General features: G+C 67.0%; 27 protein-coding genes and 1 tRNA gene. 14 read left to right on the top strand and 14 right to left on the bottom strand.

What is annotated here, in order from left to right:
* The first annotated feature begins 31 nt into the window (after nucleotides 1–31).
* Nucleotides 32–880: a zinc metalloprotease HtpX gene (gene htpX / locus ABH927_RS03985; protein WP_370018139.1), complete on the top strand. Its 849-nt coding sequence runs from the start codon at nucleotides 32–34 to the stop codon at nucleotides 878–880.
* Between the two features lie 11 nt (nucleotides 881–891).
* On the opposite strand, the gene ABH927_RS03980 is transcribed toward htpX, so the two are convergent.
* The 7 genes from ABH927_RS03980 to ABH927_RS03950 form a co-directional block, all read right to left on the bottom strand.
* The gene (locus ABH927_RS03980; RefSeq protein ID WP_370018137.1) at nucleotides 892–1,467 is read right to left on the bottom strand and encodes a pyridoxamine 5'-phosphate oxidase family protein; all 576 of its coding nucleotides are present in this window, start codon (nucleotides 1,465–1,467) and stop codon (nucleotides 892–894) included.
* 19 nt (nucleotides 1,468–1,486) lie between these two features.
* The gene (locus tag ABH927_RS03975) at nucleotides 1,487–2,524 is read right to left on the bottom strand and encodes a hypothetical protein (protein ID WP_370018136.1); all 1,038 of its coding nucleotides are present in this window, start codon (nucleotides 2,522–2,524) and stop codon (nucleotides 1,487–1,489) included.
* 318 nt (nucleotides 2,525–2,842) lie between these two features.
* Entirely contained in the window at nucleotides 2,843–3,583 is a 741-nt protein-coding gene (locus tag ABH927_RS03970) for an amino acid ABC transporter ATP-binding protein (RefSeq protein ID WP_370018134.1), read from the bottom strand.
* Nucleotides 3,580–4,413, bottom strand: coding sequence for an amino acid ABC transporter permease (locus tag ABH927_RS03965; protein WP_370018132.1), 834 nt, complete (start codon nucleotides 4,411–4,413; stop codon nucleotides 3,580–3,582). Before ABH927_RS03965 ends, ABH927_RS03970 begins: the two co-directional genes overlap by 4 nt.
* Entirely contained in the window at nucleotides 4,410–5,249 is an 840-nt protein-coding gene (locus ABH927_RS03960) for a transporter substrate-binding domain-containing protein (protein WP_370018130.1), read from the bottom strand. Before ABH927_RS03960 ends, ABH927_RS03965 begins: the two co-directional genes overlap by 4 nt.
* 366 nt (nucleotides 5,250–5,615) lie before the next feature.
* On the bottom strand, nucleotides 5,616–6,107 hold the full coding sequence (locus ABH927_RS03955; RefSeq protein WP_370018129.1) for a YajQ family cyclic di-GMP-binding protein: 492 nt from the start codon (nucleotides 6,105–6,107) through the stop codon (nucleotides 5,616–5,618).
* Nucleotides 6,108–6,159: 52 nt separating this feature from the next.
* The gene (locus ABH927_RS03950) at nucleotides 6,160–6,636 is read right to left on the bottom strand and encodes a GNAT family N-acetyltransferase (protein ID WP_370018127.1); all 477 of its coding nucleotides are present in this window, start codon (nucleotides 6,634–6,636) and stop codon (nucleotides 6,160–6,162) included.
* 140 nt (nucleotides 6,637–6,776) lie between these two features.
* Here ABH927_RS03950 and ABH927_RS03945 point away from each other — a divergent pair.
* Nucleotides 6,777–6,858: transfer RNA gene (locus tag ABH927_RS03945), tRNA-Tyr, on the top strand.
* 135 nt (nucleotides 6,859–6,993) lie between these two features.
* Here the strand turns inward: ABH927_RS03945 and ABH927_RS03940 are convergent.
* Complete coding sequence (locus tag ABH927_RS03940) at nucleotides 6,994–7,368, bottom strand: hypothetical protein (protein WP_370018126.1); 375 nt, start codon at nucleotides 7,366–7,368, stop codon at nucleotides 6,994–6,996.
* A 219-nt stretch (nucleotides 7,369–7,587) separates the two neighbouring features.
* Between ABH927_RS03940 and ABH927_RS03935 the strand changes: the two genes are divergently transcribed.
* The 3 genes from ABH927_RS03935 to ABH927_RS03925 all read left to right on the top strand — a co-directional run bounded on the left by ABH927_RS03935 (nucleotide 7,588) and on the right by ABH927_RS03925 (nucleotide 9,622).
* A complete protein-coding gene (locus ABH927_RS03935; protein WP_370018124.1) occupies nucleotides 7,588–7,920 on the top strand; it encodes a hypothetical protein in 333 nt (110 codons plus the stop codon).
* A 229-nt stretch (nucleotides 7,921–8,149) separates the two neighbouring features.
* A complete protein-coding gene (locus ABH927_RS03930) occupies nucleotides 8,150–8,503 on the top strand; it encodes a signal peptidase I (RefSeq protein WP_370018123.1) in 354 nt (117 codons plus the stop codon).
* Nucleotides 8,504–9,004: 501 nt separating this feature from the next.
* Entirely contained in the window at nucleotides 9,005–9,622 is a 618-nt protein-coding gene (locus ABH927_RS03925; protein WP_370018122.1) for a DUF6461 domain-containing protein, read from the top strand.
* Between the two features lie 363 nt (nucleotides 9,623–9,985).
* Here the strand turns inward: ABH927_RS03925 and ABH927_RS03920 are convergent, their stop codons facing one another.
* From ABH927_RS03920 to ABH927_RS03905, 4 genes are read right to left on the bottom strand one after another with little or no spacing between them, the layout of a single operon-like run.
* On the bottom strand, nucleotides 9,986–10,519 hold the full coding sequence (locus ABH927_RS03920) for an N-acetyltransferase family protein (RefSeq protein ID WP_370018120.1): 534 nt from the start codon (nucleotides 10,517–10,519) through the stop codon (nucleotides 9,986–9,988).
* Nucleotides 10,516–10,929 carry an arsenate reductase ArsC gene (locus ABH927_RS03915; RefSeq protein ID WP_370018118.1) on the bottom strand — a complete coding sequence of 138 codons (414 nt, stop codon included), beginning with the start codon at nucleotides 10,927–10,929 and terminating at the stop codon, nucleotides 10,516–10,518. The genes ABH927_RS03920 and ABH927_RS03915 overlap by 4 nt, the downstream gene beginning before the upstream one ends.
* Before the next feature lie 30 nt (nucleotides 10,930–10,959).
* On the bottom strand, nucleotides 10,960–11,706 hold the full coding sequence (locus ABH927_RS03910; RefSeq protein ID WP_370018117.1) for an aquaporin: 747 nt from the start codon (nucleotides 11,704–11,706) through the stop codon (nucleotides 10,960–10,962).
* Complete coding sequence (locus ABH927_RS03905) at nucleotides 11,703–12,092, bottom strand: ArsR/SmtB family transcription factor (RefSeq protein ID WP_370018115.1); 390 nt, start codon at nucleotides 12,090–12,092, stop codon at nucleotides 11,703–11,705. The genes ABH927_RS03910 and ABH927_RS03905 overlap by 4 nt, the downstream gene beginning before the upstream one ends.
* 124 nt (nucleotides 12,093–12,216) lie before the next feature.
* On the opposite strand from ABH927_RS03905, the gene ABH927_RS03900 reads away from it, so the two are divergent.
* Both ABH927_RS03900 and ABH927_RS03895 read left to right on the top strand, forming a co-directional pair.
* Nucleotides 12,217–12,678, top strand: a complete 462-nt coding sequence (locus tag ABH927_RS03900) for an ArsI/CadI family heavy metal resistance metalloenzyme (protein WP_370018113.1) — start codon at nucleotides 12,217–12,219, stop codon at nucleotides 12,676–12,678.
* Nucleotides 12,679–12,750: 72 nt separating this feature from the next.
* Entirely contained in the window at nucleotides 12,751–13,083 is a 333-nt protein-coding gene (locus tag ABH927_RS03895) for a YnfA family protein (protein WP_370018111.1), read from the top strand.
* 153 nt (nucleotides 13,084–13,236) lie between these two features.
* Here ABH927_RS03895 and ABH927_RS03890 read toward each other — a convergent pair whose 3' ends face one another.
* Together ABH927_RS03890 and ABH927_RS03885 are read right to left on the bottom strand one after the other, a co-directional pair.
* A complete protein-coding gene (locus ABH927_RS03890; protein WP_370018109.1) occupies nucleotides 13,237–13,470 on the bottom strand; it encodes a hypothetical protein in 234 nt (77 codons plus the stop codon).
* A gap of 547 nt (nucleotides 13,471–14,017) precedes the next feature.
* Nucleotides 14,018–14,539: a DUF2087 domain-containing protein gene (locus ABH927_RS03885; protein WP_370018107.1), complete on the bottom strand. Its 522-nt coding sequence runs from the start codon at nucleotides 14,537–14,539 to the stop codon at nucleotides 14,018–14,020.
* Nucleotides 14,540–14,822: 283 nt separating this feature from the next.
* On the opposite strand from ABH927_RS03885, the gene ABH927_RS03880 reads away from it, so the two are divergent.
* From ABH927_RS03880 to ABH927_RS03850, 7 genes are all read left to right on the top strand, one after another.
* Nucleotides 14,823–15,071, top strand: coding sequence for a hypothetical protein (locus ABH927_RS03880; RefSeq protein WP_370018105.1), 249 nt, complete (start codon nucleotides 14,823–14,825; stop codon nucleotides 15,069–15,071).
* 150 nt (nucleotides 15,072–15,221) lie between these two features.
* Nucleotides 15,222–15,887: a nicotinamide riboside transporter PnuC gene (gene pnuC, locus ABH927_RS03875; protein WP_370018103.1), complete on the top strand. Its 666-nt coding sequence runs from the start codon at nucleotides 15,222–15,224 to the stop codon at nucleotides 15,885–15,887.
* A complete protein-coding gene (locus tag ABH927_RS03870; protein WP_370018101.1) occupies nucleotides 15,884–16,996 on the top strand; it encodes an AAA family ATPase in 1,113 nt (370 codons plus the stop codon). The genes pnuC and ABH927_RS03870 overlap by 4 nt, the downstream gene beginning before the upstream one ends.
* A gap of 89 nt (nucleotides 16,997–17,085) precedes the next feature.
* Nucleotides 17,086–17,601, top strand: a complete 516-nt coding sequence (locus ABH927_RS03865) for a C40 family peptidase (protein WP_370018099.1) — start codon at nucleotides 17,086–17,088, stop codon at nucleotides 17,599–17,601.
* Nucleotides 17,602–17,656: 55 nt separating this feature from the next.
* Nucleotides 17,657–18,487 carry a BTAD domain-containing putative transcriptional regulator gene (locus tag ABH927_RS03860; RefSeq protein ID WP_370018097.1) on the top strand — a complete coding sequence of 277 codons (831 nt, stop codon included), beginning with the start codon at nucleotides 17,657–17,659 and terminating at the stop codon, nucleotides 18,485–18,487.
* Nucleotides 18,484–18,972 carry an ATP-binding protein gene (locus ABH927_RS03855; protein WP_370018095.1) on the top strand — a complete coding sequence of 163 codons (489 nt, stop codon included), beginning with the start codon at nucleotides 18,484–18,486 and terminating at the stop codon, nucleotides 18,970–18,972. The genes ABH927_RS03860 and ABH927_RS03855 overlap by 4 nt, the downstream gene beginning before the upstream one ends.
* Nucleotides 18,924–20,582 carry a hypothetical protein gene (locus ABH927_RS03850; protein WP_370018093.1) on the top strand — a complete coding sequence of 553 codons (1,659 nt, stop codon included), beginning with the start codon at nucleotides 18,924–18,926 and terminating at the stop codon, nucleotides 20,580–20,582. The genes ABH927_RS03855 and ABH927_RS03850 overlap by 49 nt, the downstream gene beginning before the upstream one ends.
* The last annotated feature ends 9 nt before the right edge of the window (nucleotides 20,583–20,591 follow it).

The raw sequence follows: 20,591 nt of genomic DNA, 5'->3' as shown, positions 1-20,591 counted from the left end.
GGCTGAGCGAACCAAACCGTGAGGAGGAGGCGTGCACCACAACGGTCTGCGAACCGCGATCCTTCTGGGGGCTCTTTCCGCATTCATCCTGGTGGTGGGGGCCTGGCTCGGGGGTGGCTCGGGGCTGCGGATCGCTTTTGTGATCGCGCTGGCGGCGAGCGGGGTCTCCTACTTCTTCTCCGATCGGATCGCGCTTTCGGCCATGCGGGCCAGGCCCGTCGCCGAGGTGGAGCAGCCGGTTCTTTATCGGATCGTGCGGGATCTGTCTTATGACGCCCGGCAGCCGATGCCCCGGCTCTATGTGTCGCCGACCATGCAGCCCAACGCGTTCGCCACGGGACGCAACCCTCGCAACGCGGCCGTCTGCGTGACCCACGGCATCCTCGGTCTGCTCGACGAGCGGGAGCTCAAGGGGGTTATCGGACACGAGCTGGCGCACGTCTACAACCGCGACATCCTGATCTCCTCGATCGCCGGCGCCCTGGCCACGATGATCACCTATTTCGGGTACATCGGGCTGTTCTTCGGGTCGGACGACGACGAGGGGCCCGGGTTCCTGAGCGCCCTCCTCGTCATGATCCTCGGACCGGTCGCCGCGTCGATGATCCAGATGGCGATCTCCCGTTCGCGCGAGTTCGCGGCGGACGAGACGGGGGCCCGGCTGACCGGCGACCCCCTCGCGCTGGCCTCGGCCCTGCGGAAGATCGAGATGGGCGTCCGGCAGTTGCCGCTCATGGAGAACGGGCGGCTGGCCTCGGCGAGCCACATGATGATCGCCAACCCGTTCCGGGGCGCCGGGATCGGCAAGCTGTTCTCCACGCACCCGCCGATCGCCGAGCGGATCTCCCGCCTGGAGCGGATGGCCGGCTACCGCCGCTGACGGCCGGGCCATCACGAATGGTGCGTGGCGGGATCCGTCTCGTCGGCTCGCAAGGCCGGGAGGCCGTCAATGCTCTCGCGGTTGTTCTTGGCCCGGTAGGCACGCTTCTGCTGGACGTCCTTTCGGCCGGCCCATTCGTCGAGGAGCGTCCTGTCCCGGTCGAACGACATGAACGGCACTCCGAATCCACACGAGTCAGAGATCCGGTCGCAGCTCACGACGATGATTGAGCGAACCCCGGGGTGCGGTCCGAACAGTGTGATCAGGTCATCGAAGCCGGGATCGTGAGAGGTGACCACGCGGCCGGTGCCGTACAGGCGGACGATGTTGGGCGGACCGCCGAAGGCGACGAACATCAAGGTCACGCGGCCGTTGTCGCGGATGTGGGAGATGGTCTCGACGCCGCTTCCGTCGAGATCGAGATAGGCGACCGTGGTGTCGTCGATGACGGCGAACGTGTCGGCGTATCCCTTGGGGGAGACGTTGACATGGCCACCGTGCTCCGGGGCCGTTGCGATGAAATAGACCGGCTGTGCGGAAATGAACTCGCACAACCGGTCTGTGAGCCTTTCATAAACCTTGCCCATATCATGACCATTTCCCGGGTCACTCTCCGGGCAACCACCATGCCCAAGCCTTGGACTTGATCTTGAAAGAGTCGATTTTCGAGGTGCTGCCGGAGCTCGGGTCCAGATGCCGGGCGGTCGCGCCGACCGCGTTGCCGTTGGAGTCGTTCAGCAGCTCCCAGATCGTCAGGCTGTCGTCGGAGGCCCATTCGAGCCGGTTCGCGGTCTCGCTCGCGGGCACCTTGACGTTCACCGCGTCGCCCACCGTGTCGCTCGCCAGGTCGTAGACGCGGAGCCGCTGCTTGCCCGCGGGAGTCGTGATGATCAGCGCCACCGACGTCCCGTCGTCGCCGAGCGCGATGGGCGTGTTGTTGGCCACGACCTGCGGGACGATCTGGCTGTTCGTCTTGTGCCCGATCTCGTCGTAGACCGCGAACTCGGTCGTGTTCTCGGCGGTGGCGTCGGTGACCAGCACCCGCGTACCGTCCGGGCTGAAGCCCTGCACGACGGAGTGCGCCGCGAGCTTGCGGATCTTCCCGCTCTTCAGGTCGACGATGAGCGAGGGCGCCTTGGCGTCCTGGTCGAAGTAGTCGATCACCGCGGCGTCGCCGGCGGGGGACAGGAAGATGTCGAGGTCGCCCATCCCCACACCCTTGGGCAGCCTCGCGGCCTTGCCCGGCAGCGCGTTGACCTTGCCGGACGCGAGATCCCGCACGACCAGCTTGCCGTCCGACTTGCGGAAGTACGCGACTTTCCGTCCGTTGCCGCTGACGGCGATCGACGTGGACGACTCCTTGTCGCCCTTGCCCTCGTAGGTCACCGGGAAGACCCGGGCGTCGGTGAGCGGGAGGGTCTTGCCGTTCCTGAGAGACAGGGTCCACGGCCCGCAGGGAACGGTGTAGTCCTTCTTGCGGCAGGACTTCACCCAGGCGTACCGCACCTGGGCCTTGGAGGCGCCGGTGGCGGTGGCGGTCTTCGTGGTGGCCGAGGCGGCTCCCGTCCGCGCCTCGGCCTGCCCGGCGCCCGCGAACGCGGTGGTGGCCGCTGCCGCCAGGGCCAGAATGGCGAGCTTCTTCATCTCATTTCCTTTCGTCACCTGGATAGATGCGGCGCTCGGACGAAAGGTTGCGTTACGAATAGGCCACGACAGGCCATGCCGATTTCGCGCTGGTACGGCATGCGAGGAGCGCTCGTACGGCATGCGAGGGGCGCGCTGCCGCCGGGCATGAGGGCGTGCGCGCTTAAACGTGGCTTGGGAACGTCCCGCGGGTCCTGCCGTAGAGAGCGGCGATCTGGGCATGGCGAAGCGGGCAGAAGGTCTGCGCGAAACGCCCCTTGGACCTGGATGCGGCAGGCCCCTGGGATACGTCAGACCCCGGGATGCAGCACCCGATCATCAGACCCCGGGATGCAGCACCCGATGCAGGAACTCCCGTGTCCGGTCGTGCTGCGGATCGGCGATGACCTGCTCGGGCGGGCCGTCCTCCACGATGACGCCCTTGTCCATGAACACCACCCGGTCCGCCACCTGGCGGGCGAAGCTCATCTCGTGCGTGACGACCAGCATGGTCATGCCGTCCTCCGCGAGCTGCCGCATGACCGACAGCACGTCCCCGACGAGCTCCGGGTCCAGCGCCGAAGTCGGCTCGTCGAAGAGCATCAGCGACGGGTTCATGGCCAGGGCGCGGGCGATCGCCACACGCTGCTGCTGGCCGCCGGAAAGCTGCGCCGGGTAGGAGTCCGCCTTCTCGATGAGGCCGACCCTCTCCAGGTTCTCCCGGGCGACCCGCACGGCTTCCGCCCGGCCCCGCTTCAGCACCCGCTCCTGCGCGATCGTGACGTTCCGCAGCACAGTGAGATGCGGAAACAGGTTGAACTGCTGGAACACCATGCCCAGCCGTCGCCTCGCGGCGTCGATGTCCACGTCGGGGTCGGTGAGCTCGGTTCCGTCGACGATGACCTGGCCCGAGGTCGGCTGCTCCAGGAGGTTCACGCACCGCAGGAGCGTCGACTTGCCGGACCCGGACGGCCCGATCACGCAGACCACCTGGCCGCTCTCCACGGTGAAGTCGATGCCCTTGAGCACTTCGAGCTTCCCGAACGACTTGTGCAGCTTCCTGATCTCGACAGTGCTCATCGGGCCGCTCCCTGACGGGCTTCCAGCCGCCGCGCCGCGTATCCCAGCGGGATTGTGATGAGCAGGTAGGTCAGACCGGACACGAGAATGGGGGTGGGGTTGGCGAAGGTCGACGATTGGTCGTTGCCGAATTTCGCCAGCTCAACCTGCTCCGCGGTGACGCCGAGGAACAGCACCAGCGACGAGTCCTTGAAAAGCAGCACGAGCTCGTTCGTGAGCGGGGGAATGACGATGCGGACCGCCTGCGGGATGACGATCGACACCATCGCCCGCATGTACGGCATGCCGAGCGACCGCGCCGCCTCCATCTGACCCTTGGGAACGGCCTGCAGACCCGCCCGGAACGTCTCGGCCATGTACGCGGCCGAGACGAGGCCGAGCCCCAGCGCCGCCTGGCCGTACACCTGACCGGGCACCTGGAACCCGGGGAATGCCAACGGCAGGCTCACGATCATGAGGAAGATGACCAGTGCGGGCAGGCCGCGGAACACCTCGACGTATACGGCGGCGATCCATCTGTAAGGAGCCACGGAGGACTGCCGCATCAGCGCCAGCAGCATGCCGAAGGCGAAGCCGAGGACATATCCGGTGAGCGTGTAGATCACCGTGTTCCTCAGCGCCACGGTGAAAAGCGTGGGCAGGCCCTTGGCGGCCACGTCCGCGTTCAGGAACGACTGCCGGATGGCCGGCCAGTCGGCCAGCCAGGCGAGGACGATCACGACCACGACCAGCAGGCCGTACTGAATGCCGCGACTGATCCGCTGCCTCTTGCGAGGGCTGAGCCCTCCCCGGCGGGGGAGGGCGGTCTGCTGGTCGGACACGGAGGTCACGAGGCCGGGCTCGGCTCCACGCCGAACCACTTCTTGTAGATGGCGTTGTAGGTGCCGTCCGACTTCGCGGCCGTGATCACCTCATTGATCACCTTGGCCAGGGCGGTGTTGCCCTTCTTCATGCCGATGCCGTACTGCTCCTTGGTGTCCAGGCTGGCGACCTGCTCGAACTTCGCGCCGATCTCCGGCTTCTTCAGCCACGTCAGCACGACCGGGAGGTCCTGCACGATCACGTCGACCTGGCCGGTCTGGAGGCCGAGCAGTTCCTTCGGGGAGTCGGCGAACTCGATCGGGCTCAGACCCTGCTTCTTGACGTAGTCGAGGCCGGTCGTGGACGCCTGGGCGCCCAGCTTGAGGTTCTTGGCCTTGATGTCGTCGAGCGAGGTGACCCCGCTGCCCTTCTTGGTCATGAGCGCCTGGGTGGCGTTGAAGTAGGGCTCGGAGAAGTCGATGTGCTGCTTGCGCTCGTCGGTGATGGTCATGCCGGCCGCGGCGACGTCGCACTTGCGGGCGTTGAGCGCCGCGCCGCTCTTGATGGCCGCGAAGTCGATGTCGACGATGTCCTGCGTCACGCCCAGCTTCTTGGCGACGAGATCGACGATGTCCACGTCGAAGCCGACGACCTTGCCGTCCTTGTTGAACTGAAAGGGCTCGTAAGGAATGTTGGTGCAGGTCGTGAGCTTTCCCGCGTTGACGAGCTGGACTCCGCCGGCCGCGTTCGAGGCGGCCGACGTCGTGCCGGTGGACCCCCCACCGCAGGCGGAGACCATGAGCGCCGTGGCGAGCGCCGTCGCGCCGATCGCGGCCGCTTGCCGATAAGTGGACCAGGGAGCCACGCGGACCTCCTCAATGTGGTGCCTAGCCGTACGTCTTGGTACGCGAGTTTAGAGCCACATTGAGAGAGTTTTGTTTCCGCCAGTAAAGATCTTTGTCGAGTGGATGTCTCTGAGGAAACAAGGAACACAGCGGACAAATCGGTCACGTCGCGTCCCCGTCCCGGAGCCGCGCGGGCGTGCTGTTTGTTGCGGCCTCAGTTATGGCGGTGTGCGGCTGTGGCCTGAGGCGCATGCCCTGCCGGCGGGGCAGACGTGCCGCGTGCGGAGAACGTGCGGAGAAGAAGTGGCCCGAGGCACCGGCGTACAGGGCGGACGCCCTCGGCCGTGTGCCCCGGATGTGCCTCGTACGGCAGGCGAGACCGCCCGTTATCGGTAGTTCGTGAACTGCAGGGCGATGTCGAGGTCCTTTCCCTTGAGCAGGGAGATGACCTCCTGGAGGTCGTCCTTCTTCTTGGAGCTGACCCTGAGCTCATCGCCCTGGATCTGTGCCTTGACGCCCTTCGGCCCCTCGTCCCGGATGAGCTTGGAGATCTTCTTCGCGTTGTCCTGGTCGATGCCCTCCTTGAGGGAGATCATCAGCCGATATTCCTTACCGGACAGCTTCGGCTCACTCGCGTCGAGGACCTTCAGTGAGAGGCCGCGCCTGACCAGCTTCTCCTTGAATACGTCGAGGACGGCGTTCGCCCGCTCCTCGCTGTTCGCCTTGATCTCGATGTCGTTCTGGCCCGACCAGGAGATCGCCGCCCCGGTGCCCTTGAAGTCGAAGCGGTGCCCGACCTCTTTGACTGTCTGATTCAGGGCGTTGTCGACCTCCTGCCGGTCGATCTTGCTGACCACGTCAAAACTGCTGTCGGCCATCGGTGTCCGTGTCCTCTCCTTGTTGCCTCCGAGATTAGTGGCCCGCGCGTGATCAGGGGTCTTTGCGCATGACAACACGGGGTGCCAACTCGATGCCGAGAGCCCGCTCATGCTCCACCAGCGAGGCCAGTTCCGCCCCCCACTCCGCAGGAGGCAGTACGGCGAAGCCGCGGCGCGCATACCAGGGGGCATTCCAGGGGACGTCGCGAAAGGTCGTCAGCGTGACCGCCCTCGCTTGGGCGGCCGCCGTGTCGCACACGGCGTTGAGCAGTTCGGTGCCGATGCCCCGGCCATGGTGATCGGGATGTACGGCAAGCTGCTCGAGATGCACCTCCCCGTCGACCGATCCGAGCAGGGCGAAGCCCACCGGCGGCCGGCCCGCGACGATCACCTGTGCGGGATCGCCGCACTCCTCGATCATCGTCGCGCCCGGAGGAAAGACGATGCCCAGTGGAGCGAACATCTCGTCAGCGGCCAGCTCGATCTTCGCCAGCGCCGTCAGGTCATCGGCCTCGGCCCATCGGATCACCGTTCCACTATGGCCTGTACGCCCGGCAGCCGAGGGAGACGGCCTCCCTGGTCGCCTAGCCGTCCCAGGACAAACCGGTGTCACAGGCACCGTGGAAGTCCGCTATTCTTCTACCTGTCGCCGCGGCAAGCGGAAGACACGGCAGGTTGCCCGAGTGGCCAAAGGGAGCGGTCTGTAAAACCGTCGGCTCAGCCTACGCAAGTTCGAACCTTGCACCTGCCACACCAGCATGAAGAGCCCCTGATCAGCAGAGATGCCGGTCGGGGGTTTCTTCGTTTCTTGATCCGCGAGTACCCGTGATTGCCCCTCATTGAGCGCGGCTAAAGGGCACGCATGGGGCACGCGATCAAGGGCTGATCATGAGGGTTCCTGCGCTTTCGGCGTCTGCCAACGCCGTGCAGAGGTGCGGACAAGCCAGCGCGACCCTCGTAAGAGCAGCCGAGCAAGGCCGAAGAGGAACGCGACCTTGAACAGCAGGGCACACATGAGCATGGTCTCGTTGAGCAACTTCCCGCCGACCCACTCACTCGCCCAATCGCCGACGACAGGCGTGATGACCATGCCCAGCACGTACCCAAGCATCACCAACGCCTCGTTATACGCAGCACGCATGAACTGATCGTAGGGCTGCGGCGAAACCCGCACGCTTCCCCTTGCACCTATCGGCTGCTCGCCGTCCAACTTGGTCAGCAACTCACGGGAGAGGTCGGGCTTACGGACTTCGTGAGCCATGCCCTAACGATGGATCTCCTAGAGGGCGAGCTGGTGGACGCTGTGGCCGCCGGCCGACCGATCGGCCGGGGAACGCTGCCGCTACATGACCGCTACCTGCCCGATGTGGCGGCTACATTGGATGTACGGGGGAGACTCTGCGCAGGTGGTGCCTTGGCGCTATATGCAATCGCCAGACCTGCGACACGATCTCGCCGCGGGGCTTCCGACTATCTGCTCTTGGTGCAAGAGCGTTCGGGCCGTGTGTTGAACGCGGCCGGTCGCCTTGCAGTTATCCCTAAATCCTTCCACGGGCCGCTCGCCGACTTCAGCGAAGACGCCCAGATCGGTGCGACGCTGGAACGCGAGATGGAAGAAGAGCTCTTCGGGCGCGATGACGTGGATTCCACGCTTCAAGACCTGGTGCAGGCTGACCCACTGCACATAAGCCGCCTGTCAGAGCCCATGCGCTGGCTTGCCGAGCGTACGGCCGGCGGTCACTGGCGGATGGAGTGCACGGGCTTTGGCTGCAACCTTGTCAGCGGAATTTCGAGTTCGCGAGTCTTGTCGTGATCGAGGATGAAGAATGGTGGGATCGCTACGGCGGCCACGTACGGGCGAACTGGGAATCGATGGGCCTACGGCGGTACTCAAGCCTGGACGCAGGTGTCCTTACGGCGTTAGCTCACGATCCAGAATGGAGCAACGAAGGACTCTTTGCCCTACTCCAGGGCTTCCGGCGGCTCGCCGAAGTCGGCGACAACCGGGTAGACCGACCGGCAATCGAGTTGGAGATCTGAGATTGGCTGACAACTGGTACACCGGCAATGCTACAGACGACGCCGATCAGCACCGTGGGTGGCTGCTTGGCCACTTCATCGATCCGTCGCGCGGGGCCGTGCGCAGGACCGAGGCGCTAGAGATCAAGTGGGGGATTCATCCCAAGGGCCAGCAGCGGCCGGAATGGGTTTCTGACGACCAGCGGACGGCGCTTCTACTCCTCGTGCAAGGCTGCTTCCGGCTTGACCTGAGCGTCGGCAGCATCACCCTTGAACGTCAAGGCGACTACGTCGTGTGGGGACCTGGCATTGACCATTCATGGCAGGCGGAGGAAGACTCCGTTGTGATCACTGTGCGTTGGCCATCGGTGCCTTGAACACGCTGGGAACTGTCACTAGAGCAGAGACCGGCGGGACTCGGCGCTGGCGGCTCGGGATGGTCGAAGGTGGCGGGACGATCCATACCGAGTTTCTCACCCAGGGGCATCTCATCGGGGAACGACCCTCGTCCACGCTGCTGAACTATGAGAACGATGCCCCAACTCTGCATCGACGGTACTCTAATCTCCTTAGTACTTGGGGGAGACGACGGGGGAGCCAAGGTGATCATTTGGAGAATGCTTGGGGAAATCGGTCCTCCCCCCTGTAGATATGCAGGTCGTACGGGTTTTGCAGTAGGATTGCAAACCGTCGGCTCAGCCTACGCAAGTTCGAACCTTGCACCTGCCACACCAGCCTAAGGAGGCCCATCACCAGCGGAAACGCGGTGGCGGCCTCTTGCTGTGTGTCTGGCGGCCAACAGCTCGCTACGGGTGATCGTGCCGAATACGTGCCGAAGTTTTCAGGGCTTGGTGGCGTCCCTGATCAAGGGAGTTGCAGTGACAGACCCGTACGAGGAGTTCAACTGGCTTTCGGACCTCGGGCCGTTCTACCACGTCTCCTGCGTGTCCTTCGTTCGGTCCCTCTCCCCTGTTGAGGCGCTGACCCGTCTCGGAGCGGAGATCGATGCGCTCGAAGAAGCGACCTTCGAAGAACTGCAGGAACGGACGATGAAGTCCATTGACTCGGATAACATGCGCACCAGTTACGTAGGAGCACTGGAGACGGATGGCTGGACAGTGCTCATCCAGCTCTGGGGCGGATCAATCGCAGTCAACCGTCACCTGTTGATACGGCTTTCTCAAGCGACCGAGGTCGTGTCGATCGACCGCAATATCCATGCCACGAACTACTTCATATACGCCGCTGACGGCGAATTGATCACATGGTTCGACTTGCTGGGCCCTGACGCACGCGGCGGCAGCGATCCGGACCGATTGGTCGACATGATGCGCGAAGTTGGACTAGACCCTGATCTGGATCTTGATCTGGACGACCGAGACCTTGGCTCCGAATTCCCAGGTTCCTTCGCCCTAGCAAGAAAGATCACCGGCTTTCCCTTCTCCAAGGACATGCTCGACATGCGACTCCTGGGAGCCGTGATCAGCAATAACTGATTTACGGCCGAGTCAGAGGTGCAGGTCGGGGGCTTCTTCATTTCTTGATCGGTGAGTGCCCTCATTCCCGCTGTTCCCTGTGGGATATGGCACGGGTGTGGCACGCGATCAGCCCGCGGAAGCGCGCGCGTCGCGCGTGGATTTGATGTCCGTCCAGTCTGCCTCGACCCACCGCGAAGCAGCACCCGGTCTGCTGGGCTTGCCTGGGTCGTGGCGGGCGGGACGATCAGGCTCCCGGCCGCCGAGCGGGCACAGGCCGCAAAGCGCCGGCCTTGATCCCTATGAGGATGGTTCGGCAAGGCAATTGGCCATCCTCGGCGTGATGCTCCGCCTGACGGTCCTGGATGACCGTACCGGCATTGGTCAGAGACCTGTGACTGTGCTGCGGCGTTCGACGAGGACGACGTCGCGCCACCGGTCGTGATGGCGGCCGATGTGGTGGCGGGTGCCGACGACGCGGAAGCCCGCCTTTTCGTGAAGTCGAAGGCTGGCGACGTTCTCAGGGAAGATCCCCGATTGGATGGTCCAGATGTCCTCTGCCTCGGTGGACTGGATGAAGGCGTGCAGCATTGCGGTTCCGATTCCGCGGCCGTGGTGGTCGGGGTGGACGTAGAGGGAGTGTTCGACGACTCCGGAGTAGACGCATCGGTCGGAGACGGCACTGGCGGCGATCCAGCCGGCTATCTGCCCGGTCGAGGTGTCGACGGCGACGTGCCGGTGGAGTGGCAACTTCGCGGCGTCGAACGCCTGCCAGGTCGGTGCGGTGATCTCGAAGCTGGCGTTGCCGTTGTCGAGCCCGGCCTGGTAGATGCCGAGGACCTGCGCGGCGTCGATCGGCTGCATGGGGCGGATGGTGGTGCCGGGCGGGGGTGCGGGATGGGCTGCCTGGACGCTCACCGGCTGCGACCTCCGGTCAGTTCGGCGAGCAGGTCGCGTACGCGGCGGTCGATTTCATCGCGGATGGGACGGACCTGGTCGACGGGCTTGCCGGCGGGGTCGTCGAGCTGCCAGTCGAGGTAGCGCTTGCCGGGGAAGACGGGGCAGGCGTCCCCGCAGCCCATCGTGATCACGACGTCGGCGGCCTGGACCGCCTCGGTGGTCAGCGGCTTGGGGAACTCCTTGGAAAGGTCGAGGCCCAGCTCGTCCATGACCGCGATAACCGCGGGGTTGATGGTTTCGGCGGGCGCGGATCCCGCTGAGCGGACCCGTACGCGGCCACGGGCGTGGTGATCGAGCAGGGCGGCGGCCATCTGGGAGCGTCCCGCGTTGTGCACGCAGACGAACAGCACCTCAGGGATGTCGGACACGAAAGCTCCTTGTGTGAACGGTGAGGCACGTCAGGACGGGTGCGGAACGACGACGTCGTGGTCCTGGTCGCCTTGGCGGGCGTCAGGTGCTGCAGCGGGACCCGGCGCGGGATACAGGACGACGGCGATGACCGCTCCGAGGACTGCGCCGAGCAGTTGGGCGGCGAGGAACGCGGGAATGGAGGCGGGGGCGATACCGGCGAAGGTGTCGGAGAAGCCTCGGGCGATGGTCACGGCGGGGTTGGCGAAGCTGGTGGAGCTGGTGAACCAGTAGGCCGCGCCGATGTAGGCGCCGACCAGCGGCGGGGCTAGACGCGCGCGGCCCTGGCGGGCGAGGGCGACGATGAGGGCGACCAGGCCGGCGGTCGCGACGACCTCACCCAGCCACAGTGACGGGGCCGATCGCTGGTGGGTGGAGGCGGTCACGGGCGGCAGGGCGAACATGAGGTTGGCCAGTACCGTCCCAGCGACACCTCCGGCGACCTGGGAGGGTAGGTAGGCGACCACCTCGCGGCCGGTCAGCCCGGTCCGGTCTCGACGCCCGAGCAGCCAGTCGACCAGGGAGACGACCGGGTTGAGGTGCGCGCCGGACACCGGTCCGGCCACGATGATGATGACCGGCAGAGCAGCCGCGGTGGCCGCGCTGTTGGCCAGCAGTTGAATCCCGGCGTCCTGCGACACGCGCACGGCCATGACGCCCGACCCGATCACTACGGCGACCAGGAGTCCGGTGCCGAGGAACTCGGCGAACGCCCTTCGTCCGATGCCCGTGGTCATGCCGTGCCGGCCAGGGCGGGCGATACCGGGCCGATCAGGGCCGACATGCGGGCCAGAACCGCGGGGTTGATCCAGTAGTAGACCCAGGTGCCCCGGCGCTCGGAGTCGATGAGTCCGGCCTGCCTGAGCACCTTGAGGTGATGGCTGATGGTGGGCGGGGTCAGGTCGAAGGCGGTTGTGAGGTCGCACACGCACGCTTCGCCGCCCTCGTGGCAGGCGATCAGCGACAGCAGGCGCAGCCGTACCGGATCGGCGATCGCCTTGAACAACGGCGCCAGCTCGGCGGCCTCGCCCTCCGACAGCGGCTCGCACACCAGCGGCGCGCAACATGCCCCGGCGGACGCGTCCACACCCGCGTCTACGATCGGCAGCTCCTGCTTCGACATATCTCTAATTTGACACAGATCTAGTCAGGCGCACAAACTGCGGGTATCTCTTTAATTAGAAGTTCATCGAAGCAGGCGAGTATGACTTCGGCTGTCCGCCGCTTCACGGCCAAAGGAGGACCTCATGTCGCGTGTCCAGCTCGCTCTACGGGTCGCCGACCTCGAAGGCTCCATCGCCTTCTACTCCAAGCTCTTCGGCGTCGAGCCCGCCAAGCGGCGGCCCGGCTACGCCAACTTCGCCATCACCGAGCCCCCGCTCAAGCTCGTACTTCTGGAAGGCGAGGAGGGGGAGCCAACCCGGATGGACCACCTCGGGGTGGAGGTTGAGGACACCGCCCAGGTCGCCGCCGCGGCCGGGCGTCTGGAGGCGGCCGGCCTGGCGACCTTCGAGGAGAACGACACCACCTGCTGCTACGCGCTCCAGGACAAGGTCTGGGTCCACGGCCCCGGAACCGAGCCCTGGGAGGTGTACGTGGTGAAGGCCGTCGCCGACACCCTCATCAAGGAGACCGGCTCAGTCTGCTGCGCTACCGGTGAGGCCGTAGACGACACCGTCGCCCCTGCTACGGCGAAGTCCTGTTGCTAAGCAGAGCGAAGACGCTTGTACAAACACGCGCACTGGCCAGGAGATGGTGAGCGCTCCTTTACAGTCGCATTCGTGACCGTCGCGCGTTCCCTGGTGTTGTTCCTGCTGGCCGCGCTCGCCGAGATCGGCGGGGCCTGGCTGGTATGGCAGGGGGTGAGGGAGCAACGCGGGCTCCTGTGGGCCGGGGCCGGGTTCGTCGTCCTCGGCCTGTATGGGCTGGTGGCGACCTTCCAACCGGATGCCAACTTCGGCCGGATCCTGGCGGCCTATGGGGGCGTGTTCGTGGCGGGCTCACTGGTGTGGGGCATGGTGGTGGACGGCTTTCGCCCTGATCGATGGGACGTGACCGGGGCGATCGTCTGCGTGCTCGGCGTCCTGATCATCATGTACGCGCCTCGCGGGTAGTGCCTGTTCACTTGCCGGCGGGGGCGGCCGTGATCCACAGCGCCGGCCGCCGCGCACGGGGCGTTCAAGCTCAGAGGCCGACGAGCTCGTGCTCAAGAAGGCCCATCATGATCATGTCGTACGCTTTTCCAGGGCCGCCACGCACGGGGGCGGTTAGAGCTTGAGCGCCATGAGGATCTCGTCTCGGTCGTCGCCGGGGGCGCCGGCGATCAGCTGATCGGCGACCGGCGCCACCTCGTCAACAGTGACCGGAGGGAAAGGAAAACCCGCCGCGCCGCCCGCGTTGCTCACCTCGACCCAGCAGGCGATCAGCTCCCGCCTCAGCTCGGGAGGCATCGCCTGCGGGCCGCTGACCTGCATGAAGGTTGGAGCGTGCTGGTCCGTCATGGCGACAGCCTGTCAGGTGCCTCCGACATCCCGTGCGGAGGTCGTCCCGATGGGTGCACTGCTGTACGGCATGGCGGCGACGACACCAGGCGGCGCGATCGGAGCAGTATGGCTCAGCCATAGAACAAACCAGCGCCGGCCCGGGGCCGCTAATCTGATCAGTCCCTCAGCAAAGAGGAGCGCACGGTGCCGGAAGGGCAGAATCCGCTGGTTCCACCCATCTTCGAGTACCTCGTTGGTGGAGTCGGCTTTCTCGCCGCTGGTTTGACTTCAGTGATCGTCCTCCTTTTGTGAGGCCTCCGCCCATGTCAGGAACTCCTGGTGAACCCGATAAGCGCGCTGACTTCGAGACCGGCTGGTGGACGTTCATCGGAGGGCCGTTCCTGGTCATCCGCGGAGCGCATGACCTGATCATCAGTAATGGCTGGTGGGGCTATGCGTCGGGAATCTTCTTTCTGTTCAGCGGATCCGTGCTGTGGTGGGGCCACGGGAAGATCGTTTGGGCGCACATTCGCAGGTCCCGGCAGGCTCGGCGTCGGCCAGACCTTTAGCCGAGGCCGAGAGCTTTCACGAAACGTTCTGCCGCTCCCGGCTCTGGAGGTGGCGATGTCTTGACTCGGTAGATCCCGTTTCCCCGGCTCAGGATGCCCATGTCGATGAGATATCTGCGAATCGCGACGTGGTCCACTTCTCCGCCCTCGCACCATTCGCGGAGCCTGTCGTTGACGGTCCGCTCGTCGTAATCGACGCCTGGCTCGAACGAGTTCGCCACGACGTGTTCGAGCACGACACGGCGCCGGCTTGGCTGCGCGGGTACCCTGATCAGTCGCTTGCCCTGAACGAACGGGTGAAGAACGGCCTCCGGTTCGTGCCCATCGCTCTGAGGCCGTGGGGCCGTGCCCGTTTCCTGCGAGAGCTTTCTGATCTGCTCGTATGCCACGAGGAGGCCTTCGGCGTCGGCCGTGATCACACCATGGTCCTGAAGCCGCCGCAGGGCGACCATCGCGTCCTTCGTGGAAAGTCCGGACGCCGCCACAATCGCGGACTCCGTGTTCGCGCCGAGTGCCACGGCGGCGAGGACTCGCATTCGGCTGGGTTCGGCGAGCATGCGTACGAGGATCTCTGGTGTCATCAGTGGCTGGAGGCCGGTGCTCTGGCGAGCCGTCCTCATCCCCCTTAGCTGCGAAGCGTTGAACCGGATGTCCGGGTGATCGGCCGCCTACTTCTTCCAGTTCCGGAACATATCGAGCACTCCCATTCCGGGGAAACTCGATTTCGCGAGGCCTGCCGTCCGCCGGCAGTTGAGGGCATGGCGATCCATGACAAGCCCGCTCGCGCGTCAGACTGATGGCGTGATCGCTCGAGAGCAGTACGAGAAGCTGGCACGTCATCTGCAAGGAGACGGGCGCGCTCGCATCGAGATGACCTTCGAGGAAGTCGCGCGGATCATCGGTGGCGAGCTTCCTCCCAGCGCATTCGACTACCCGGCTTGGTGGGGAAGCGATCCGAAGCACACGCAGGCGGTGTGGCTGGATGTCGGCTACCTGGCCAGGCCGGACCTCAAGGGAAGACGGGTCACGTTCCTGCGGGCCCAGCCGTGACCACCCTTCGGGCCTGAGCTCCTCAGCCGCGAAGCCGCAGAGCCCCAATGCCGCAGAGCCGTATACGCGGAGAACTCGACCGCCGGCGAAAGGCGTTTCCCGTCAGCTGATCGTTTGTTATCGTCACCATGACGATTAAGGAGGCCGTGGGTGTCGCTGACCGATCTGCTGGGGCCGTTACTGGAGCCCGCCTTCACGTTCATGGGTGCGTCCACGAGCTGGGCCGAGTTGCTCGGCTTCGCGACGGGTGTGCTCACCGTCTGGCTGGTGGTGCGCCAGCACATGGCGAACTGGCCGATCGGCATCGTCAACGTGGTCTTTCTGGGGCTCGTCTTCCTCGCCGTCGGCCTGTACGCGGACGCGGCCCTGCAGATCGTCTACGTTGTGCTCGGCCTCTACGGCTGGTGGCAATGGCTGTACGGCGGAGCCGAACGGAGCAGGCTGACCATCTCCGCCACCCGCCCGGCGGAGTGGCTGTGGCTGATCGTCTCCGGCGGCGCGGTGACCGTCCTCCTGACGGCCGTCCTGGCCTCGTGGACCAACTCCGCTGTGCCGTTCTGGGACGCGCTGACCACCGCGCTGTCCCTCATGGCGACGTACGGCCAGTGCCGCAAGCTGGTGGAGTCGTGGTGGTTGTGGATCACGGCCGATCTGATCTACATCCCGCTCTACGCGTACAAGGCGCTCTACCTCACCAGCGCCCTCTACGTGCTCTTTCTCGGGCTCTGCGTCGCGGGGCTGCTCTCCTGGCGGCGCGAGCTGGCCGCCCGTTCCCTGCCGGTCGCCGCGACGGGCGCAGCGGGGACGACGGCATGACGGCCGCCTTCTCCCATGGGCTGGTCATCGGGAAGTTCTATCCGCCGCACGCCGGCCACCATCACCTCATCGACACCGCGGCGGAGCGCTGCGCCCAGGTCACCGTCGTCGTCGCCGCCTCCAGCGTGGAGAGCATCCCGCTCGCGTGCCGTACGGCATGGCTGCGGGAGGCCCATCCGCAACCGCATGTCGTCATCGCGCCCGTGGTCGACGACGTCGAGATCGACTATGACGACCCCGAGATCTGGTCGGCGCATGTGGAGGTGTTCCGCCACGCGCTGGCACTGGCGTACGGCTCGGCTCCGGTGATCGACGCGGTGTTCTCGTCCGAGACCTATGGGCCCGAGCTGGCCCGTAGGTTCGCCGCCGCCCACGTCGGCGTCGACCCGGCGCGCGAGCGCTTCCCGGTGAGCGGCACCCGGGTGCGCGAGGACCCCGGGGCCGCCTGGCCGTGGCTTCGCCCTGCCGTGCGCGCCTACCTCGCCCGGCGAGTAGTGGTCGTGGGAGCCGAGTCGAGCGGGACGACGACCCTCGCCCGGGCGCTGGCCGCCTGCTTCGCCGCGCGCGGCGGCGTCTGGGCCGCCACCCGCTGGGTTCCCGAGTACGGCAGGACCTACTGCGAGGAGAAGCTGGCGTCGGCCCGCCGCGCGGCCAAGGAAAGCGGGCGGCCGGAGCCGTGGCTCGACGACCTCCGATGGGACTCCGGGGAGTTCACCGTCATCGCGGAGCGGCAGCTCGCCTGGGAGGACGCGGCGGCGCGTTCGGGCTCGCCGCTTCTCGTCTGCGACACCGACGCCCTCACCACGTCCTTGTGGCACGAGCGCTATCTCGGCACGGTGTCCGGGGACGTCCTCCAGATGCACGAGCGGGCGCGGCATGACCTGTGGATCCACACGTCCGTCGAGGGGGTGCCGTTCGAGCAGGACGGCTGGCGTGACGGCGAGCACATCCGCCACGGCATGGATCGGCGCTTCCGCCAGGAGCTCGCGGACAGGGAGCTTCCTCATGTGGTGGTCACCGGCTCCCCGGACGACCGGCTCGCGGCAGCCGTACAGGCGGTCGACGCGCTGCTGGGAGCGGGCTGGACGTTCACCCGGCCCCTCGCCTGACCAGAAGCGCCTGACCACACGCAGGAAGTAAAGGACGCCGGATTCGCCATCGCCACCCAAAAGCGGTTTAGCGGCTATTGTCACGTTTCATGGGGTCGGTAAGGGGGTGGCTCACTCTTGGCGTCGCCGTGCTCGCGCTGGCCGCCGCATCGGCGCCTCTCAACGACGAGCTCGCCAAGGCCGTGACGGTGGCGTACGCCAGCCAGGGCGCCGTGCCGTACTCCTGGGGTGGCGGTCACGCGGTGCGGCCCGGGCCTTCGCGGGGGACGTGCCGTGGCTATCACGGCGCGGTACGGCCCTGCCCCGCCGAGAAGACTCGGGGGCTCGACTGCTCCGGCTTCACCCGCTGGGTCTACCGGCAGGCCTTCGGCGACGACGTCCTCGGCAGAGGAAACACCGACGACCACATCCGGAGGCTCCGCCGAGTGGACGTTCCGCAGCCCGGAGACCTCGTCTTCTACGGCATGGGCGACAAGACGCATCACGTCGGCGTCTATGTCGGCGGCGGGAAGATGATCAACGCTTTCGCGACGGGCACCCGAATCCGGATGGACGACGTCACCGTGCTGAAGGACCTGATCGGCTACTACCACTATCGGACTTAAACCGGTTGCGCAATAAGCGCCTTTTGTGCCACTCCCGTCCTATGCTTCTCCCGTTATGGTGCGAGTGCGGGTATTAGGGCGCATCGAGGCTGACGTCGCCGGCCAATCCGTCGACCTCGGCTCGTCGCTCCAGCGGGCGGTCATGGCGAGGCTCGTCTGCGCGCAGGGACAGGTGGTCTCGACCGACCGATTCATCGAGGACCTGTGGAAGGGGCAGCCCCCACCGCGGGCCCTCGGCGCTCTGCAGGTCTACGTCTCCAACCTGCGCCGCGTCCTGGAGCCGGGCCGTGCTCCCCGGACCGCGGCACGCGTGCTGGTCAGCGCGCCCCCGGGCTACCGGCTGGACCTCGACGCGGAGGTCGTCGACGCCTGGCGGTTCCCGAAGCTGGTCGACGTCGCGGCGGCCGCGCTCGCCGAGGGACAGCCCGCGAAGGCCCTGGAGACGGCCGACGAGGCGCTCCGGCTGTGGACCGGCCGGCCCTACGCCGAGTTCGCCGACGAGGAATGGGCCGTCCCCGAGGTGGTCCACCTGGAAGAGCTGCGGACGGTCGCCGTCGAATATCGCGCCGAAGCCGGGCTCGCGCTCGGCCGTCACGCCGAGGTGATCCCCGAGCTGGAGCGCCACGTCAAGGCCCATCCGCTCCGCGAGAACGCGGTGCGGCTGCTCGCGCTGGCCTACTACCGGGCAGGACGGCAGGGGGACGCCCTCGCGGCGCTGCGCCGGACCCGCGAACTGCTGGCCGACGAGCTCGGCGTCGATCCCGGCCCGCCGCTGCGGGCCCTGGAGGCGGACATCCTGGCCCAGGCCCCCTCCCTCCACGTACCGCCGCCCACGCAGACCCCCACTCCCGCGCCCGCGCCGCCTCGCCCCCGCAGGCGGAGATGATCGGCCGTACGGCGGAGCTCGCCCGGCTGGTCGCGGCCGCGGATCAGGCCAGGCAGGGCTTCCGAGTGGCGTGGCTCGGCGGCGACGCCGGATCCGGCAAGAGCACGCTGGCCGGCGCCCTCCTCCGGCACCTGTCCGGCGACGGCTGGCAGACCGTGGTGGGGCGATGCCCGGAAACCGTCGGCGGCGTGCCGCCCGCCTGGGCGTGGAGCGAGGTCCTGCGCCACCTGTCCGTCACCTCCGCCCCGTCTCCCGAGATCGCCGTACGGCTGGCCCCGCTGCTGACCGATGGCGCGGGCCCGGTCGGCCAGTTCTGGCTGGCCAGGGCAGTCGGCGACTACCTGGAAGGCGTTCCCGGCCCGCTGCTGATCGTGCTGGAGGACGTGCACCGGGCCGCCGCCGCGTCGCCCGCCTGCCCGGGACGGCGCAGACGACCTTGCGGAACGCGGCGATCCTCGGCAGGGAGGCCGACGCCGACGTGCTGATCGCCATGCCGGGAGCCGATGAGGACACCGTGCTCGACGGCCTGGAGGCCGGTGTGCTGTCCGGGCTGCTGGAGGAGCCTCGCCCGGGGCATGTCCGCTTCGCCCACGTGCTCGTGCGGGAGACCCTGTATGAGGACATTCCCCGGCTCCGCCGTACGAGGATGCACGGCAAGGTCCTCGCGGCGCTGGAGGAGGTGCGGCCCGGCGACGTCGGCGCACTGGGCCACCACGCCCTCGCGGCCGCGACGACGGCGACCGCGCTCACGGCGGCCGAGTACGCGGCGCGCGCGGCCCGCCAGGCGTCCGGCCTGTACGCGCACCGGGAGGCCGCCGCGCTGCTGGAGGGAGCGCTCGGCGCGCTGGAGCTGGCGAGCGATCCGCCCGCGACGACCCGGCTCGACCTGCTGTGCGGCCTCGTCTCCGCGCAGGCCCACGCCGGTGACGTGGAGGCGGCGCTGGGGAACAGGACTGCGGCGCTGTCCGTCGCGCGGAGGATCGGCGACCGGGAGGCCATGGCCCGGGCGGTGGTGTCGTTCGACGCGCCTGTCATCTGGACGATCCAGCCGGACGGCCTGCTCGATCGCGAGCTGGTTCGGGTCGTGGAGGACTCGATGCCGGCCGAGCCGGGGGAGCTCCGCTGCCGCATGCTGGTCACGTTGTGCCACCTGATCGAGGGATACGACCAGGACCGCATCGAGACCGCGAGCGCGGAGGCGCTGGAGTTCGCACGGAGCACCGGCGACCCACGTCTGCTCTGCATGGCGCTCAACGCCGCGTACTGGGCCTGTTTCGAGCCAGGCAAACGGGCCCAGCTGGAGGCGCTGGGCCACGAACTGCTGGAGGTGTCGGCGTCCGCCGGGCTGCTCGGATATCAGACGCTCGGCCACTTCTCCCTGTGCATGGTCGCGCTGGGCCGCAACGACTGGGTCACCGCCCGGAAGCACGCCGACAAGGCCGCGGAGCACTCCACCAGCGGCCAGCTCGGCCACGCGCTGGGGATCCTCGCCTTTCTCGACGCACTCCATCTGCTGGTGAAGGGGGAGTTCGAGCGGGCCGAGAGGGTCTACACGGCGCTGGCGGAGCAGATGGCCCAGACGGGTGGCCTGAATGGCGCCATCATGGGCGCGCTGGCGAGGTTCACGGTGCGGCTGGCGTGCGGGCGCGCCCACGAGTCGATGGACGAGGTCCGTCCCGTATGGGAACGCATCCCTCAGACCGCGGAGTACTACGCGCGGGCCCTCGTCGCCGCCGGCCGCCTGGAGGACGCCCGGGCCGTCTGGCCGGCCGATGAGCTTCCGCGCCGGGACTACTACTGGCTGCTCGTGATGGCGATGCGGTCTGACAACGCGATCTCGCTGGGTGCCCGGGAGGCGGCCGAAGAGTGCTATCGGCTGCTCCTCCCCGCGGATGGAGAGCTGGCCGGGTTCAGCACCGGATCGGTCACGCTCGGCCCGATCGCTCACACGCTGGGCGATCTCGCCATGTTCCTCGGCAGGCCGGAGGCGGCGATCGGACACTACGAGCGCGCCGCGGAGGTCGCCCGGCAGGTCGGCTCACCCCACTGGGAGGCGGCGGCCGACCGCGCCCGGGCCTCGGCCATCGGAAGCTGAGCCCGGCCG

It is taken from the genome of Planotetraspora sp. GP83 (assembly GCF_041262585.1).
Lineage (GTDB): Bacteria > Actinomycetota > Actinomycetes > Streptosporangiales > Streptosporangiaceae > JAOEGB01.
The sequence above is the reverse complement of the archived record's forward strand: the minus strand, read 5'-3'. Positions and strand labels throughout refer to the sequence as shown.